Here is a 16,420-nt window from a genome sequence, read left to right on the forward strand (position 1 = left end):
TCCCTTCTATAGGCTTTCATAACATCATATGAAAGAGGAAGAGTTGTGCGCCTGTCCTGTCTTTTATATTCCCTAAAGTCATCCATCCTGTTTTTGTGCGGTAAGTGTATGCACTGTGAATTCTGGTTTACATAAAAATCGATAAGGAAGTCTGGTGGTGCCTAACCCTCTGCTCACATACAAGGATTGATTGGAACGAATAGTATGCCAGCCCTCCACATATTGCTTAGCGTAGGGGGGAGTTACCATATGACCTAGAAATGGTATTTGTATTTGCCCACCATGGCTATGCCCGGACAACTGAATATCAAAAGGCTCTCCCTTGATATGCTCTACATAATCTGGTTCGTGACATAACAGCATCGTAAACGTATGCGCAGCCTGTGGTGGAAGTGCTCTTGAAATGTCTGGTTTCCCGAGCATCACATCATCAAGGCCGGAAACAATAAATTCCTCCCCATTGTAGGTTAGCGTTTTATGTTGATTCTGTAATAGGGTAAAGCCTCCTTTTTCCATATAGGTAGCAATAAGGTCTGTGCCGTATCCTCCATGATCATGGTTTCCGTATATCCAAAATTTACCTAATGGCGCTGTGATCGAATCTAATAGACTAGCTGCTTGCTCTAGCATTTCAAAAGAAGCTTCATTTGGTGCATCGAATAAATCTCCTGTAAATAACAGCAGATCACACTGCTGTTTGTTTATGTGGTGGACTAGCCTTTCAAATTGTGTAATATCATAATGGAACCCGAGATGGGTGTCGCTGAATTGAAGCACTCGTAAGCCTTCGAGCTGCGGAGGTATGTTTGAGGATATTATCTTTTCCTCCTGCACACTAAGCATGGACGGTTCCATGTATTTTGCGTAATAGTAAGAGCCTCCACTTAGACCTAACAAACTGATAGCTCCACCAAGCATCCGTTTCAAAAAGCTTCGGCGATTCATTTTATTATTCATTATATTCACGCTTTCTAGTAGAAAATCATCTCTGTTAGTCTATGAAATAGATAGAAGCATTATAGCATATTTCCCTTTGTAACCTGAACGACTAGGTGAGAGATATTCATTTTTATATTTTGAAAGGGTTTTCAATAGGTGGTGAAGAATTCAATGAAGAAGGAGGGATACATATGCAAAATGAAGTTGTTATCGTTACCGGTGGATCTAACGGTATGGGATTGTATATGGCGCAAAAATTTGTTGAAGAAGGTGCTAAGGTAGCTATCACTGGCAGAAACAAGGAAAAATTAGAAGCTGCTAAAAACGAGATTGCTGCTGGTAGTGTAGATCGAGTTCATACTATTGAAATGGACGTACGTAAGCCTGAGGATGTACAAAGAATGGTAGAGGAGACAGTGGACCATTTTGGAGCCATCCATCACTTAGTCAATAATGCTGCAGGTAACTTTATTGTACCAGCAGAGGAAATGTCCATTAATGGCTGGAATTCGGTTATTGATATTGTTCTAAACGGAACATTTTATTGCAGTAAGGCCGTTGGTGACTATTGGATTGAAAATAAAATTGAAGGAAACATATTAAATATTGTGGCTACCTACGCATGGAACGCTGGGCCTGGTGTGATGCATTCAGCCTGTGCCAAGTCTGGTGTATTAACGATGACTAGAACGTTAGCTGTCGAGTGGGGATATAAATACAATATCCGTACCAATGCTATTGCCCCTGGACCAATAGAAAGAACGGGAGGAGCAGATAAGTTATTCCAGTCAGAAGAAGCAGCAAAACGAACACTAAATTCCGTGCCCCTTGGAAGATTAGGGAAACCGGAAGAAATTGCCGACCTAGCACACTTTATACTTTCTGAGAAAGCTTCCTATATGAATGGGGAGGTAGTTACATTAGATGGCGGTCAGTGGTTAAATTCATACCCTTTTTAATAGGTTAATCCGTTTCGACAACAAGAACTAACAAAGCCTATATCAAAAAAATAAACCCTGGCAAATAAGCCGGGGTTTAAATGATATAGAAGAAAATCGCAAAAAAGTGAGCTACCGTGCCAGCGATAACAAACAAGTGCCAAACAGCATGATGAAAGGTAAAGCCTCTCCATACATAGAAAATAGTGCCAATGGAGTACAGAATACCACCAATTACGAGGAGGACCAATCCTCCAAATGCAAGCTTAGCCATAAGTGGGTTCCATGCAAAAACAATAATCCATCCCATCATGATGTAAAACAGGGTGGACAAAACGACGAACTTCTTCACAAAGAACATTTTAAACACTACACCTGCAACGGCAATGCCCCAAACGATACCAAACATTGTCCATCCCAGTGTTCCTCCTAATAAAACGAGCAGTATAGGAGTGTAGGTACCAGCAATAAATAAATATATAGAAGCATGGTCGAGTATTTCAAAACGATCCTTCCATTTACCAGACGGCATAGCATGGACAAGGGTGGAGGCTGCATACAGAGTTATCATCGTTGCTCCATAAATAGCTACCGAAACTATGTCAACTGGGCTTCCATTAAGACTTGCAAATACTACAAGCAATACAAGCGCTGCAATACTCAGAATCACTCCGACACCATGAGTTATTGCGTTAGCAACCTCTTCTTTTTTGGAAAATACGTGTGTCTCCACTCAAAAACCTCTTCCTTTTATCGAATTATTTCCATTATATCTCTTCTTGGGTCCTACCTCCAAACGAATCGTTTAACCTTAACAAAATCTAAAGATAATCTAAAGCATTTGTGAAAGATAAATGGTTAAGATAAACAGGAATTATAATAAAAAGGAGGAATTATCCTTGAAGAGAAAATCTTTCATGATACCGTTCGTTCTTCTGCTTTTGACTACTCCGCTGTCAACCCAGGCATCAGCAATGACTATTATTGATGCTACAGGTGTGGCGAAGGCAGCAACGGAATCTGCTCCTAAGCATCGTCATCAAAAATGGAAAGCTGCTCACATGATGAAATCTATAGTAACAGAATTGGATCTGACAAAAGAAGAGGTGCAAGAGTTTTATGCTAAAGGTTCGACGTTAAAGGAAGTGATTACGGCTAAGGGAAGGCAACCAGACGAGGTGAAGCAAGCCATTTTGAGTAAAAAAGAGGAGCGCATGAATGCCAAAGTAAAGGAAGACTGGATGACCGAGAAGAAAAAAGAAGCCATTCTAGAGCATTGCAGCTCGTGGTTTGATGAGCATCTTAACCAACCTTTACCTAACAGGAAACAACATAAAGAGGAATGACGAAGCCCAGGTTTCCTGGGCATTTTACGTGTGATAATAGAATAGCTGTGCTATGAAATAATTAAAACAGCAATGTCCTGCAGCAAAAAGTGGAAACAGGGTCATGATAATAAATACTACCCTAAGCTTAATTGTTGTTTTACAATAGGAATAACCTATAAGGAGGGGCAATAGAAATGATGGAACAAACCAAAATTTTATTTGTAGATGACGATCAGGCCATAAGAGAGTCCGTCACTTCTTATTTATCGAATGAACAATTTGAGCTGCTAGAAGCTAGTGAAGGGAAAGAGGCAATTGATATCATCTCGGCTACTGCTGTTGACCTCGTTTTATTAGATATGATGATGCCGGGGATGGATGGTATGACTTGCCTTCGAGAAATTAGGTATAACTTCCCTGCTCTTCCTGTCATTATTCTAACAGCCAAGACTGATGAAATAGATACGCTTCTTGCACTGGAAATGGGGGCAGATGATTACATAACTAAACCGTTCAGCATTAGAGAGGTAACAGCGCGTGTCAAAACGCTGCTGCGCCGTAAAGAGGTGTACAAAGGGACGGAAGTGGAGAGCAGTAGAGGAGTAGAGTGGATTGAGCGTGGCCCCGTTTCAATCGATCCTGCAGCGTTTGAAGTGAAAGTAAACGGGGAGTCATTAAAGTTGACCCCAACAGAGTTTACGTTACTGCATACCCTTGCCGAGAAACCAGAGCGAGTGTTTTCAAGAATGCAGCTGTTATCTAGAGCGATGGGAGATGCATATTTACAATATGATCGTTCCATTGATACACATATGAGCAACCTGCGTAAGAAACTCTCTGATGCATTGGGAGAAAAAGCTCCCATCGTGACCGTTCATGGTGTTGGCTATAAATATGGAGCATCTTCATGAATTTGAAGGGGAAAATTGCTTTGTCCTTTCTGACAGTGATTTTATTATATGCAGGGGTTCAAGCTTACTTTATGAACCAGCAAACTAAAGAAGCGTTTCGGTCTTATTTAACACAGGAGGATAAACAAAAGCTGACAGGGTATTATCGTTTCTTTCAGGATAAGGTTAAGAATGCCGGGATGGATAGTATAGAGGGAAAAACAATTCAAATTAGGCCGCCATTCCTAGAGAAGAATGGATCTTTGTTTGTTGAAAAGCAGTTAGATCATGTGCATGTTGCAAATGTTGACAAAGTCATTATCGCCTCTGACCAAGAAGAAAGAATCGGGGATACGATTCCAGATTCGCCTACCTTTCAAAAGGAACTAACCTTGAATGAGGAGACGGTTGGGTACGTTTGGCTTGAAACAAAAACGAGCGGCATATTTTCCAAAATAGAAGAATCCTTTATTGATGGACTGCAGCGTGCTTCCCTCTTATCGTTCATCGTAGGTCTTGGTATTGCCTTTTTAGTCAGCTTGTTCTTAGTGAGAAAGATAACTTCTCCTCTGAAAAAGCTCACACAGGATGTGCGTCATTTTTCGGAGGATTTTTCAAACAAGCCTGCTCCACTTCAAACAAATGATGAGTTTGCTGTTCTGTCTAAGGCTTTTCTAGCGTTGTGGAACAAGATTGAAGAGAATGAAACGATAAGAAAGCAATTAGTAGCAGATGTTGCCCACGAGTTACGTACACCATTAACTGTCCTCATGAATCGCTTTGAAGCGATACAAGATGGAATTGTAGAGCCAAATCAGAATGAAATGGCAAAGATGTATGATGAGGTGTATCGTTTAACTCGCCTCGTGAATGATTTACAGGAGTTAAGTTTGGCGGATGCTGGCCGGTTAACATTAAACCCTGCTTCCACCAGTATTAATTCCTTAGTTCTAAAAGTGATAGAAGCAATGAATCCACTTGCAGAACAGAAAGAAGTAGCCATTATCCCTCATTTACCTGATGAACAGGTTATCGCAGATATTGATGAAGACCGCATTCGCCAAATAATTATTAATGTGATTGGAAACGGAATTCGACATAGCCCTTCCGGAGGAGTGTTAACCATAGCATTAGAACAAAATGAAGACTGGATTAAAGTACATATAAAGGATGAGGGAGAGGGGATCGCAAGAGATGAGCTCCCATATGTATTTGAGCGTTTTTATCGTAAAGAGAGATCGCGTACGAGAACGAACGGAGGAGCAGGCTTAGGGCTTGCTATTGCGAGGGGCTACGCGGAAGCTCATAAAGGTACGCTTACCGTCACCTCAACAATAGGAGAAGGGAGCTGCTTTACGTTATCCCTGCCAGTTGATTAGTAAGGAGGAAACAGGATGGATCCGATGGATGTTATGGAGCAGCTGGACCAAATCAAACCAGCTTATCAGCCTATATTTTCTGCAATAAAGCATGATGTAATGGGGTATGAAGTGTTAGGGAGAATAAAGGAGAATGAGGAATGGGTTAGTCTTGGGTCTTTCTTTCATGATTCTCAAGTACCTGATGAATTTAAGGTGGAAATTGATAATAACCTGCTAACTCAAGCGGTACAGGATTTAATGGATAAGGGAGATACGAAAAGTTGCTTGTTTGTTAATAGGACAGCAAAGCAGTTAATGTGGGATGGAGAACATCTCATTGAAACGTTAGCACCCTTCCACGAACAGGGGTTTGCATATCACAGAATTGTATTGGAAATAACAGAACATGATTTCGATGAGGATTTCAAAAGCCTTTCGCATCTCCTTTTATATTATAAAACGTTTGGTATTCAGATAGCCATCGATCGAGTTGGAGAGAAAAGCTCTAACCTAGACCGGTTGCGACAGCTTGAGCCCCACATTATTAAAATCGATAGTAAAATACTTCGAAACAATGATTCTAGTAATCATCAGGACATACTGTATTCCTTATCTTTCCTGGCTAGAAGGATTGGGGCTGCTATGTTGTTTGAGAACATTGAAGATTCCTTCCAGCTGTATTACGCTTGGAAACATGGAGGGAGATTTTACCAAGGGTATTATTTGGAAAGACCATCCTTTTCTTTTTTAGATGCCTTTGCGAGAGAGAAGCTTATTAAGGAGCAGGTAGATTCATTTATCCGGAGGGAAAAGAGTCTCATCGAGGATCGAATAGCATTTGTTTTGAAATGGGACCAGCGGATGCGAGGACTTCTTGACTATTGGAGCGGTAACAGGAAGGTAGACTCCTTTATAGAAAGAGTGGCTCGTTATTTCGATGAAGAAAGTTTTCGTATATATGTGTGCGATAGCAATGGACAACAAATATCCTCTAACTATCGTAAGTATGGGGAAGAATGGGAAAAGGAAGCGGACATAGTGGGGACCAACTGGGCGTTTCGGCCGTATTTCTTAGAGAATATGGTACAAATGAGAACGTGGAATAAAGGGAGGCTCTCTGACCTCTATTCAGATATTGATACAAGGGAGATGGTTCGCACATTTAGCTTTCCGCTCTCAGCTCATTTTTATATCTTTATTGATATCCGGTATTCTTACATTTATGAGCATGAATGTTTATTGATTTAATTTAGGATCTCCAGGGGGAGGTCCTTTTTTATTGGAAAGTGTGGTTGTGTAGAAAGGAACTATTATTGCTTTTCCTGCCTTAATCTTCTTGTAGATAACGATTCCTGAACAACTCCATGTGACTATTAAGAAATATAACGATGCCAAGCGTCAACATAACTAGACAATAGACAGCTTTTTTCGTCAAATAGTTGAGCAAGTAGTTTGGGAGAAGCGGTAAATACAGTCAGGGCTTGTCATATCATGAAAGTAATTTACGAACGAATAATCAGCTTTTGCATATCATATATTGGTAGAATACTAGATACAATGAGAAAGAAGGGATTGCCCATGCAATATCATTGTCCTCATTGCTGTACGTTGTACACAGAGTCAGCTATGTATTGTGCTAGGTGCGGCCATCAGCAATTAGTACCTATTAAGATTGAGGTTCAAAAGCAGGATGATAGCAAGAAACAATAGGAGGAGATTCCTCTCCTCCATAACTACCTTACATACAAAAAAGCGCCTAGCATATCGAGGTTCTAAAACGAGCGGCTTCATTTCAGGAGGGAAGGGAGACTGGTCGTAATTTATAGGAAAATATGCTACACTGTAAAATGGGAATCGAAGAAATGGAAGTACTCATATGCTTGGCTCCTCCATGTGTGAAACTAGAAGGAGTGTAACACAGTGATTAGTGTTCAAAAAGAAGGATTAGAAAAATATTCCATGCAGGAGATGATGATACCTTCAGAAAAAGTAGCTCATGTCCAAGGCGGAAACCCAATGGAACATGCGCTGTTAGTTCTGGTAAAGTCTGGTTATTCGGCAGTCCCTGTATTAGATGCTGAATACAAGCTGAAAGGTATTATTAGTAAAACCAATATCATTGAAAATATGCTTGGTGTAGAGCAATTTGAGTTAGATTGCCTTTCTGAGATGACGGTAGAGGAGGTCATGAATACAGATATTCCATACCTGAAACCAGAGGCTACTTTCTCAGATGGACTGCATTCAGTCATTGATCATCCATTTGTGTGTGTAATTGATGAAAAGGGCTATTTTGAAGGAATTCTAACAAGAAGAGCTATTTTAAAACGAATTAATCAACATATTCACACGAATCATGAATCATAACAAATTGTTGGATCCTCTTTACTGGATCCAACAATTTTTATATTCATAGAGAGTAGTTAATACAACACACGTTCTGTTATTTTTGACTTGTGTGCCTTCTTACACTCTTAGCTATAGGAAGTTAGGCTTGTCACTGCTAGCTTTTATTTGATAAAGTAAAGGAATAAGTGAGATTTTTCTACATAACAAGGAGGACTAGACATGGAACAAATGGATGCAAATGAAATTATTTCGTTTATTTCAAACAGTACAAAATCAACACCTGTCAAAGTATATATAAAAGGTGATAATCTTAAAACATTACATTTCGGAGAACACGTAAGAGCGTTCGTGGACAACGAAACGGGTGTTTTATTCGGGGAATGGAAAGACGTTGAACCTAAATTAAAGGAGCATGAGGCTGCTATTGAAGATTACGTCGTGGAAAATGATCGACGCAACTCGGCAATCCCTACTCTTGACTTGAAGAACATCAATGCTCGAATTGAACCAGGTGCTATTATTCGCGACCAGGTAGAGATTGGAGATGGTGCAGTTATTATGCTTGGTGCAGCAATCAATATTGGTTCTGTAGTAGGCGAAGGTACAATGATTGACATGAACGCAGTACTTGGCGGACGTGCGACAGTTGGTAAAAATTGTCACATTGGTGCTGGTGCAGTATTAGCTGGTGTAATTGAACCACCATCTGCCAAGCCCGTTGTAGTAGAAGATGGGGTTGTAGTAGGCGCTAATGCGGTAATCCTCGAAGGAGTTACTGTTGGCGAAGGATCTGTAGTAGCATCTGGTGCCATTGTAACGAAAGATGTTCCACCTAACACCGTCGTAGCTGGAACCCCTGCGAAGGTTATAAAAGAAATCGACGAACAGACAAAAGGAAAAACAGAAATTAAACAAGAACTACGTAAATTAGACAATTAAGCAATGCAAAAGCAGGAGAGGGTTCTCCTGCTTTTTTTATCATTCTTATACATTCGGAGGTGAAGGACATGAAGCCAGAACAGCTCATATCCATTAGAAGAGATTTGCACCAAATACCTGAACTAGGGTTCCAAGAACATAAAACACAGCAGTATTTATTAGAATACATTTCAACGCTCCCTAAGGACCATCTTGAAGTTCAAACGTGGAAAACGGGCATTTTAGTTAGAGTAGCAGGAACACATGCTAGTAAAACGATTGCTTACCGTGCTGATATGGATGCTCTTCCTATCCAGGAAGATACAGACTATGCGTTTCAATCTATCCATGAAGGGTATATGCATGCATGTGGTCACGATTTTCATATGACTATTGCTTTAGGTGCCTTAACAAGATTAGCTCACGAGCCTGCAGAGCAGACAGCCTTATTCTTGTTTCAGCCAGCCGAAGAAGGGCCTGGTGGTGCATTGCCAATGCTTGAGAGTGAGGAAATGAAACAGTGGTGGCCAGACATGGTATTTGCCTTACATATTGCACCCGATTTACCTGTAGGTACCATTTCTTCAAGAGAAGGTCTATTATTTGCCAATACGAGTGAGCTTTTCATTGACTTCCATGGAAAAGGCGGTCATGCTGCATACCCACACTTCACCAAGGACATGGTATTAGCAGCAAGTCAATTCACTGTACAGGCACAGCAAATCGTCGCCCGTAATGTTGATCCGCTTGATTCAGCCGTCGTTACGATTGGGAAAATTACGGGCGGTTTCGTTCAAAATGTTATTGCTGAACATGCTAGACTAGAGGGGACATTGAGATCCTTTCAAGCCAACACAATGGATTTATTGAAGGAAAGAATAGAAGCGTTGGCAAACGGCATTGAAATAAGCCAAGGCTGCTCCATCTCTATTGATTACGGCTCCAATTACTATCAGGTAAAAAACAGTAAAGCATATATCCAACCACTACAGGATATAGTGGAAACGGCTGGATATACTTTTAAGGAAGCTAAGCCAGCAATGACTGGTGAAGATTTTGGGTATATGCTTCGTGATATCCCCGGATTTATGTTCTGGCTTGGAGTGCATTCACCATACGGACTCCATCATAGCCGTTTACAGCCGGAAGAAGAGGCGCTGCAGGTTGGGGTGGATGTAGTAACCAATACAATCCGCAACATGACAGTGTAATCAGCGCATACCTTCAAGTAATAAGGACAAACTACTTGCCGAAGGACGTTGTCCATCAAACTACTTAGGAGGTATGGGAAATGGCTAAGATCGGCATTGAAGGAACACTGTCGGATGTGCGTGAAGCACTTCAATCAAAAGGATATGAAACAGTAGATTTAAGAAGTGACAAAGACGCTGAAACCTGTGATTGCTGTGTTATATCGGGACAGGACAAAGATGTGATGGGCATGACAAACGCTGTAACACAAGGCTCTGTCATCAATGCACACGGTTTAACTGCAGATGAGGTATGTCAGGCAGTCGAAGAGAGAAGTGCAAAAGCATAAAAGTACGGGCTGACTGTTTGATAGTCAGCCCTTTCATCCATTATTTGGCTTTATATTATAGGGAGAGGTCGTCATGATTGCATTTAATCTTTCATTAGTAGTTTTACTTATCATTCTTACTGCATTTTTTGTTGCGAGTGAATTCTCCATCGTAAAGGTTCGAAAATCAAGGCTAGAAGCGTTATCCCAAAAAGGAGATAAGCGTGCCGATCTAGCCTTAAAGCTAGTAAGGAATCTCGACGATTACCTATCTGCTTGCCAGTTAGGCATCACAATAACCTCCTTAGGACTTGGCTGGCTTGGGGAGCCTACCATCCAGAAGCTGTTGGATCCATTGTTTGAACCCTTCGCTATTCCGAGCGCACTAAGTCATACGATATCTTTCATTATTGCTTTCTTCATCATTACATTTTTACATGTAGTGCTTGGTGAGTTAGCCCCAAAGACTTTGGCCATTCAAAAGGCAGAGGCTATTACTCTTATTATTGCAAGACCGCTTGCCGTATTTCACAAAATCATGTTTCCTCTCATTTGGCTGTTAAACGGTTCATCTAACGTACTTATTCGGATGTTTGGATATCAAACCGCCAAAGAGCAAGAAGAGGTCCACTCGGAAGATGAATTACGGTATATTTTAACGCAAAGCTATCACCAAGGTGAAATTAGCCAAGCAGAGTATAAATATGTAGACAGGGTGTTTGAATTTGACAACCGTACAGCTAAAGAAATCATGACACCGAGAACAGATATGATAGTAGTCGATATCAACGATAGTATGTCAGAAATAATGGAAATCATGAGACAGGAGCGCTATACAAGGTATCCCGTCATTAAGGAAGATAAGGATGATGTTGTCGGGGTTGTTCACATGAAAGAATTGTTTTACGACAGCTGTGATGATACGAATGATATTATGGAATACGTCCGACCAGTTAAGAAAGTATTTGAGAACCTGCCTCTAAGAGATGTCCTCGTAATGATGCAGAAAAATCAAACACATATGACCGTCCTTGTAGACGAATACGGCGGAACCTCAGGAATTGTAACTGTCGAGGATATTCTAGAGGAAATAGTTGGAGAAATAAGAGATGAGTTTGACCAAGAGGAAGAATTGCCAATGGAAACTCTTCCTAACGGAAACAAGCTTATTGATGGAAAAATGTCCATACAAGACGTAAACGATTTCTTTAACCTTGATTTGGAGCACGATGAAGTGGACACCATTTCCGGATGGATTATGATGCAGGATATGAATGTTATTATTGGCAAAGAATTTACCGTAGGGTCGTACCTTTTTAAAGTAAAGGATAAAGAGGACTCCCATATTACAAAAGTAGAAATCAGCGAAAAGCCTGAGCAGAAATAATGCTCAGGTTTTTATAGTTCAATAGAGAGAGGAACACATAGGGAGAAGTGAAGAAAAGCGAAATGTTGTTATAAATCCTATGACAAGAAACAGGAAAAGCCGCTCCCCTTGAAAAAGGGAAACGGCTTTTCTTGTTTAGACGCTGCTGCTTATTCGTCTTCTTTCTTATAAATATTAACCTGATGAGGAAATGGTATTTCGATTCCTGCATCATCAAATGCTTCTTTAATTCGTTTACGCAAGTCACGTTCTACTGCCCATTGCTGCATGTTTTCCGTATGACCTAGTACACGTAAGACGATGTCAGAGGAGCCAAAGCTTTGTACCCCTAGTACATTCGGTCCGTCTGTAACACGTTCATCTTGCTGAAATTCATCGCACACTTTTTGTAGAACGGCCATGGCTTCATCGATATTTTCGCCATATGCTATACCAATATCAACAAGAGCACGCATGTTTCCGCGTGTGTGGTTGCTGATAGTTGAAATATGGCGGTTTGGGACAAAGTTCAAGGTCCCGTCAAAGCTGCGAATTTTAGTCGTTCGAAGTCCCACTTCTTCCACTACTCCGTTCATTCCTCCAGCAGTAACATATTCATCTACCTCTACTTGTTTTTCAAGTAGAATAAAGAACCCTGTTACCACGTCACTTACTAACCCTTGTGCACCAAATCCAATAGCAAGGCCGATGATACCAGCGCCTGCAATTAATGGTGCAAGGTTAATATCAAATAGACCGAGGAGGGTAGCAATTAAAATAAATCCTAGAACGTAAGAATAAATATTCAAGATGAGGCGTTCTAACGTTTTCGAACGGCCTTCTGATAATTTTTGTTTGTTACCAGCTCCGTTGATAATTCTGGAAATAAGTCGTTTACCTATCGGGGAAATGATTACATATACAAGTAATACAAGTCCGATTTTAAGTCCAGCAGATATAACAGAATCGAGAAATGCTGTCCAACTGAAGTCTCCATCTACAAATAAGTTCATAAAATTCCCCTTTCTATATTCAATTATGTAGTGACTTATGATAAATACTATACCTTACATGCCTTGCCTTTTTCAAACATACACCTACAAAACGACAACACACCTGTATCGATTTCTATTAATAAATTCACTATTTGCCATTGCTCTAAACCTTAAAGTAAATATTCGTACACAGAAGGATGCTATTAGAGGATAATCAGGTTTTATTCTAAAGTCACTGTTAAAGGTCCAAGCTGACGTTAGGGTGATCCATACTTCATTTCAAGATCGTGAAGGTACGTTTAATGATTTTTCGAGGGAAGTATCATCTGGAGAACAATCCTTTTCCGGTGGTCCTATTCGTTTAGGACCACCTCATTGCAGCCTGATTAACTAGGCTACATAAGTTATCACATACACGTAGCGCCCACCATTATATTGTAATGAAAAAATCAACCACAAGCATTAACAATGCCATGTACTACCATCTCTAGCTGTATAGGAAGCATATTATTTCCATTGTTGGGGAATTTGTTGTTTAATGAGAAAGGAAGTGGGAAAAATGATTACGGTTGGTGGCTTTATGAGCAGAGTGGCTTCCAGATTAAATTAATTTTAATCTGATATTGACTAAAAAAAATGGCTTCGTTATAATAGCTATTGTGGTTGAAACAACAAAGCCTTATAGCCATCATGGGTGTTTTCACTCAACCTTAATACTTACAATTTAACGGAGGGATTACTCATGGCAGAACGTATGGTAGCAAAACAAGCGCCACGATTTGAAATGGACGCAGTTATGGCTAACAAAGAATTCGGTAAAGTAAGCCTTGAAGAAAATATGAAAAACGATAAGTGGACAGTTCTATTCTTCTATCCAATGGACTTCACTTTCGTATGCCCAACTGAAATTACAGCAATCTCTGATCGTTATGATGAGTTTGAAGATTTAGATGCAGTTGTTATTGGTGCATCTACTGACACCGTTCACACTCACTTAGCATGGATTAACACAGGACGTGATGAGAACGGTCTAGATGATGTTGCTTATCCACTAGCTGCTGATACAAATCATCAGGTTTCTAAAGACTATGGTGTACTAATTGAAGAAGAGGGTATCGCACTTCGCGGCCTATTCATTATTAGCCCTGAAGGTGAATTGAAGCATGCTACGATTAACCCGGATGAGGTTGGTCGTGACGTTGATGAGACGCTTCGCGTACTTCAAGCACTACAAACTGGCAGCCTTTGCCCTGCAAACTGGAAGCCAGGTCAAGATACTCTATAATAGTCAATAAGGGAATGACAGGGTCTAACTAACGAGTTAGACCTTTTTCCTATCATCATATCGAGAGATTTCTTGATAAAGGAGGATATCTAATGAAACTAAGAACACCAATGCCAGAATTAACAGGAGCAACAGAATGGATTAATGGGGAAGTGAGCAAGGAAGATTTGCTTGGTGGCAAACCGACACTTATTCATTTCTGGTCTGTAAGTTGTGGAACTTGTAAAGAAGCAATGCCGAACGTGAACGATTTCCGTGATCGTCATAGTGATGAATTGAATGTAGTAGCTGTGCATATGCCTCGTTCTGAAAAAGATCTAGATATAGATCAAATTAAAGAAGTAGCACAAGAGCATGGGATTACACAGCCTATTTTCGTGGATAATAAACATGCTCTGACGGATGCTTTTGAGAACCAATATGTACCTGCCTATTATGTATTCGACTCTGAGGGCAACCTTCGTCACTTCCAAGCTGGCGGTGGCGGAATGAAAATGCTCGAAAAGCGAGTTAACCGTGTACTTGGCAATAACGAAAAATAAGTAATATGATTTCCTGGTTCCAGTGAGGGGCCAGGATTTTTTATGTTGAATGTCCCATTTCTTTTGGACACTTCTCCGTCTAAAGCAGTAGCAACAGTCCCTTCTTGAGGATGAATTTTTTAAAATGTGAAAAAATTAAGTCAAAACGGTGGAAATTTATTTCGGAACTCGATATATTTAGTAGTACGTTACTTTATTATTCGTAGCCAGAAGGAGGGGGAATATGGATACGTTTAAGAAATTGAAAGAGTATTATTTACCTTTTAAGCATTACTTCTTCATTTCACTTGTTTTTATCCTACTTGTGACAGGGATTACGGTTGTCTATCCTGTAGTTCTGCAAAAAACAATTGATGATGTAGTAACGCCGGGACAGTTTGAGCTGATTCCGTATATATCAGCAGTGTTTATCGGTCTTATGATTATTAAAGGAATATCCACTTACCTGCAACAATATCTCGGCGACTTATTTGGTATTAAATCTGTTTATACATTAAGGGACGGATTGTATAAGAAGCTGCAGCGTCTGCCATTTCGATACTATGACAACGCAAGAACCGGGGATTTAATGTCCCGTTTAACTGCAGATGTAGAGGCATTTCGATTTTTTCTATCCTTTGGATTTGCTGAACTGATTCGAATTACTTTGCTAATTGTTATCAGTTTAAGTGTAATGTTTTACTATTCTATCCCACTAGCGCTTGTAACCATGGCAGCCATGCCATTTCTGGGAGTAGTGGTCTATCAATTTGATAAACGGGTTCATCCGGCATTCCGTGGTATTCGTAAAGCGTTTGGTCGAATGAATACTCGGGTGCAGGAAAATATTAGCGGGATGAACACTGTAAAATCTTTATCTCGAGAAGACTTTGAGATTGGGCGGTTTGTCGATCGTAATGATGAATACCGTTCAAATTATATAGGCACAGCGAATATTTGGGCTAAATATTTTCCGTTAATGGAGTTTATCGGTAATGTTTGTGTAGTAGCGCTGCTTGCTTACGGTGGCTATCTAGTGATGGGTGGAGAATTAAAATATGGTGAATTAGTCGCTTTCTTCAGCCTGGTTTGGTACATTTTAGGACCATTAATGAATTTAGGCTTTGTTATTAACCTATTCTCACAGGCGAAAGCATCAGGTGAGCGCTTGCTAGAAATATTAGAAGCTTCAGAGGATATACAAGAAATAAATGCACCTGTAAAGAAGACTAGATTAGATGGTCATGTGCAATTTAATCATGTCACTCTAAAATATGAAGAAGGGGACGATCAAGCACTGAAAGATATAACGTTTGATGCCCCTCCTGGTAAAACAATAGGATTAATCGGTGCAACAGGTTCAGGCAAAACGAGTATTACGCAGTTAATAACTCGATTTTATGAGCCAGGTGAGGGAGAAGTCCTTATCGATGGTAAGCCAGTTCACGAATACGCATTAAAGGAATTGCGAAGTAATATTGGTTTTGTCTTACAAGAATCCTTCTTGTTTTCCACCACTATCAAAGAGAACATCGCTTATGGTAATCCGAAAGCAGAAATGGAAGACATTATGGATGCTGCTAAACGTGCTCAGGCACACGACTTTATTATGGAGATGCCTGAGGGATACGACACGTTGTTAGGAGAACGGGGGATGGGCTTATCTGGTGGACAGAAGCAACGTATTGCAATTGCCAGAGCTATCTTGATTAACCCTAGTATTTTAGTACTTGATGATGCTACATCAGCAGTGGATATGGAGACTGAATTCCAAATTCAACGAGCATTACGAGAGGTGATGGAGGGGAGAACAACCTTTATTATCGCCCACCGTATTTCTTCCATTAAGCATGCAGATGAAATTCTTGTATTAGAGGACGGTAATATTGTAGAAAGAGGGGTCCATGAAACGCTATTAGAAAACGGGGGTCCCTATCAAAGAATCTATGATATTCAGTATCAGGATAAAGAAGCTATTATGGATGCTGCAAAAAGCTCATGAAAGGAGGAT

At 40.3% G+C, this 16,420-nt stretch carries 17 protein-coding genes; 14 read left to right on the forward strand and 3 right to left on the reverse strand.

The genetic code is table 11. The annotated features are described in order from the left end of the window. Window positions 1-78 precede the first annotated feature (78 nt). Window positions 79-957, reverse strand: coding sequence for a metallophosphoesterase (locus ACFFGV_RS01300; RefSeq protein ID WP_377344754.1), 879 nt, complete (start codon window positions 955-957; stop codon window positions 79-81). Window positions 958-1,130: 173 nt separating this feature from the next. Here ACFFGV_RS01300 and fadH point away from each other — a divergent pair, with 173 nt between their 5' ends. Further along, complete coding sequence (fadH, locus tag ACFFGV_RS01305) at window positions 1,131-1,898, forward strand: 2,4-dienoyl-CoA reductase (RefSeq protein ID WP_377344755.1); 768 nt, start codon at window positions 1,131-1,133, stop codon at window positions 1,896-1,898. Between the two features lie 76 nt (window positions 1,899-1,974). Here fadH and trhA read toward each other — a convergent pair whose 3' ends face one another. Further along, window positions 1,975-2,610 (reverse strand): PAQR family membrane homeostasis protein TrhA, encoded by a 636-nt coding sequence (trhA, locus tag ACFFGV_RS01310; protein WP_377344756.1) that lies wholly within the window; start codon window positions 2,608-2,610, stop codon window positions 1,975-1,977. Window positions 2,611-2,776: 166 nt separating this feature from the next. Here trhA and ACFFGV_RS01315 point away from each other — a divergent pair, with 166 nt between their 5' ends. The 10 genes from ACFFGV_RS01315 (at window position 2,777) to ACFFGV_RS01360 (ending at window position 11,629) form a co-directional block, all read left to right on the forward strand. Continuing rightward, complete coding sequence (locus ACFFGV_RS01315) at window positions 2,777-3,223, forward strand: hypothetical protein (RefSeq protein WP_377344758.1); 447 nt, start codon at window positions 2,777-2,779, stop codon at window positions 3,221-3,223. 176 nt (window positions 3,224-3,399) lie between these two features. Continuing rightward, window positions 3,400-4,116, forward strand: a complete 717-nt coding sequence (locus ACFFGV_RS01320) for a response regulator transcription factor (RefSeq protein WP_377344759.1) — start codon at window positions 3,400-3,402, stop codon at window positions 4,114-4,116. Beyond that, complete coding sequence (locus ACFFGV_RS01325) at window positions 4,113-5,474, forward strand: sensor histidine kinase (protein ID WP_377344760.1); 1,362 nt, start codon at window positions 4,113-4,115, stop codon at window positions 5,472-5,474. The genes ACFFGV_RS01320 and ACFFGV_RS01325 overlap by 4 nt, the downstream gene beginning before the upstream one ends. Before the next feature lie 15 nt (window positions 5,475-5,489). Continuing rightward, complete coding sequence (locus ACFFGV_RS01330; RefSeq protein ID WP_377344762.1) at window positions 5,490-6,704, forward strand: EAL domain-containing protein; 1,215 nt, start codon at window positions 5,490-5,492, stop codon at window positions 6,702-6,704. Between the two features lie 330 nt (window positions 6,705-7,034). Beyond that, entirely contained in the window at window positions 7,035-7,166 is a 132-nt protein-coding gene (locus ACFFGV_RS01335) for a hypothetical protein (protein WP_377344763.1), read from the forward strand. A gap of 210 nt (window positions 7,167-7,376) precedes the next feature. Next, complete coding sequence (gene cbpB, locus ACFFGV_RS01340) at window positions 7,377-7,823, forward strand: cyclic-di-AMP-binding protein CbpB (RefSeq protein ID WP_377344764.1); 447 nt, start codon at window positions 7,377-7,379, stop codon at window positions 7,821-7,823. A 201-nt stretch (window positions 7,824-8,024) separates the two neighbouring features. Further along, entirely contained in the window at window positions 8,025-8,744 is a 720-nt protein-coding gene (gene dapD / locus ACFFGV_RS01345; protein ID WP_377344765.1) for a 2,3,4,5-tetrahydropyridine-2,6-dicarboxylate N-acetyltransferase, read from the forward strand. A 68-nt stretch (window positions 8,745-8,812) separates the two neighbouring features. Then, entirely contained in the window at window positions 8,813-9,934 is a 1,122-nt protein-coding gene (locus ACFFGV_RS01350; protein WP_377344766.1) for an N-acetyldiaminopimelate deacetylase, read from the forward strand. Between the two features lie 80 nt (window positions 9,935-10,014). Beyond that, window positions 10,015-10,263 carry a YkuS family protein gene (locus ACFFGV_RS01355; protein WP_377344767.1) on the forward strand — a complete coding sequence of 83 codons (249 nt, stop codon included), beginning with the start codon at window positions 10,015-10,017 and terminating at the stop codon, window positions 10,261-10,263. Window positions 10,264-10,336: 73 nt separating this feature from the next. Continuing rightward, the gene (locus tag ACFFGV_RS01360) at window positions 10,337-11,629 is read left to right on the forward strand and encodes a hemolysin family protein (protein WP_377344768.1); all 1,293 of its coding nucleotides are present in this window, start codon (window positions 10,337-10,339) and stop codon (window positions 11,627-11,629) included. 149 nt (window positions 11,630-11,778) lie between these two features. On the opposite strand, the gene ACFFGV_RS01365 is transcribed toward ACFFGV_RS01360, so the two are convergent. Beyond that, on the reverse strand, window positions 11,779-12,621 hold the full coding sequence (locus ACFFGV_RS01365; protein ID WP_377344770.1) for a mechanosensitive ion channel family protein: 843 nt from the start codon (window positions 12,619-12,621) through the stop codon (window positions 11,779-11,781). 724 nt (window positions 12,622-13,345) lie between these two features. Here ACFFGV_RS01365 and ACFFGV_RS01370 point away from each other — a divergent pair. The 3 genes from ACFFGV_RS01370 to ACFFGV_RS01380 all read left to right on the forward strand — a co-directional run bounded on the left by ACFFGV_RS01370 (window position 13,346) and on the right by ACFFGV_RS01380 (window position 16,411). Beyond that, complete coding sequence (locus ACFFGV_RS01370) at window positions 13,346-13,888, forward strand: peroxiredoxin (protein WP_377344772.1); 543 nt, start codon at window positions 13,346-13,348, stop codon at window positions 13,886-13,888. A 92-nt stretch (window positions 13,889-13,980) separates the two neighbouring features. After that, window positions 13,981-14,430: a TlpA family protein disulfide reductase gene (locus ACFFGV_RS01375; protein ID WP_377344774.1), complete on the forward strand. Its 450-nt coding sequence runs from the start codon at window positions 13,981-13,983 to the stop codon at window positions 14,428-14,430. A gap of 223 nt (window positions 14,431-14,653) precedes the next feature. Continuing rightward, complete coding sequence (locus tag ACFFGV_RS01380; protein WP_377344776.1) at window positions 14,654-16,411, forward strand: ABC transporter ATP-binding protein; 1,758 nt, start codon at window positions 14,654-14,656, stop codon at window positions 16,409-16,411. Window positions 16,412-16,420: the final 9 nt, after the last annotated feature.

Source organism: Pontibacillus salicampi (genome assembly GCF_042434395.1).
Taxonomy (GTDB): domain Bacteria; phylum Bacillota; class Bacilli; order Bacillales; family BH030062; genus Pontibacillus; species Pontibacillus salicampi.

What these genes read in the sequence shown, in the direction of transcription:
- ACFFGV_RS01300 (WP_377344754.1), bottom strand. Translation starts at nt 957, where the DNA reads ATGAATAATAAAATGAATCGCCGAAGCTTTTTGAAACGGATGCTTGGT.
- fadH (WP_377344755.1), top strand. Translation starts at nt 1,131, where the DNA reads ATGCAAAATGAAGTTGTTATCGTTACCGGTGGATCTAACGGTATGGGA.
- ACFFGV_RS01320 (WP_377344759.1), top strand. Translation starts at nt 3,400, where the DNA reads ATGATGGAACAAACCAAAATTTTATTTGTAGATGACGATCAGGCCATA.
- ACFFGV_RS01325 (WP_377344760.1), top strand. Translation starts at nt 4,113, where the DNA reads ATGAATTTGAAGGGGAAAATTGCTTTGTCCTTTCTGACAGTGATTTTA.
- ACFFGV_RS01330 (WP_377344762.1), top strand. Translation starts at nt 5,490, where the DNA reads ATGGATCCGATGGATGTTATGGAGCAGCTGGACCAAATCAAACCAGCT.
- ACFFGV_RS01335 (WP_377344763.1), top strand. Translation starts at nt 7,035, where the DNA reads ATGCAATATCATTGTCCTCATTGCTGTACGTTGTACACAGAGTCAGCT.
- dapD (WP_377344765.1), top strand. Translation starts at nt 8,025, where the DNA reads ATGGAACAAATGGATGCAAATGAAATTATTTCGTTTATTTCAAACAGT.
- ACFFGV_RS01350 (WP_377344766.1), top strand. Translation starts at nt 8,813, where the DNA reads ATGAAGCCAGAACAGCTCATATCCATTAGAAGAGATTTGCACCAAATA.
- ACFFGV_RS01355 (WP_377344767.1), top strand. Translation starts at nt 10,015, where the DNA reads ATGGCTAAGATCGGCATTGAAGGAACACTGTCGGATGTGCGTGAAGCA.
- ACFFGV_RS01360 (WP_377344768.1), top strand. Translation starts at nt 10,337, where the DNA reads ATGATTGCATTTAATCTTTCATTAGTAGTTTTACTTATCATTCTTACT.
- ACFFGV_RS01365 (WP_377344770.1), bottom strand. Translation starts at nt 12,621, where the DNA reads ATGAACTTATTTGTAGATGGAGACTTCAGTTGGACAGCATTTCTCGAT.
- ACFFGV_RS01370 (WP_377344772.1), top strand. Translation starts at nt 13,346, where the DNA reads ATGGCAGAACGTATGGTAGCAAAACAAGCGCCACGATTTGAAATGGAC.
- ACFFGV_RS01375 (WP_377344774.1), top strand. Translation starts at nt 13,981, where the DNA reads ATGAAACTAAGAACACCAATGCCAGAATTAACAGGAGCAACAGAATGG.
- ACFFGV_RS01380 (WP_377344776.1), top strand. Translation starts at nt 14,654, where the DNA reads ATGGATACGTTTAAGAAATTGAAAGAGTATTATTTACCTTTTAAGCAT.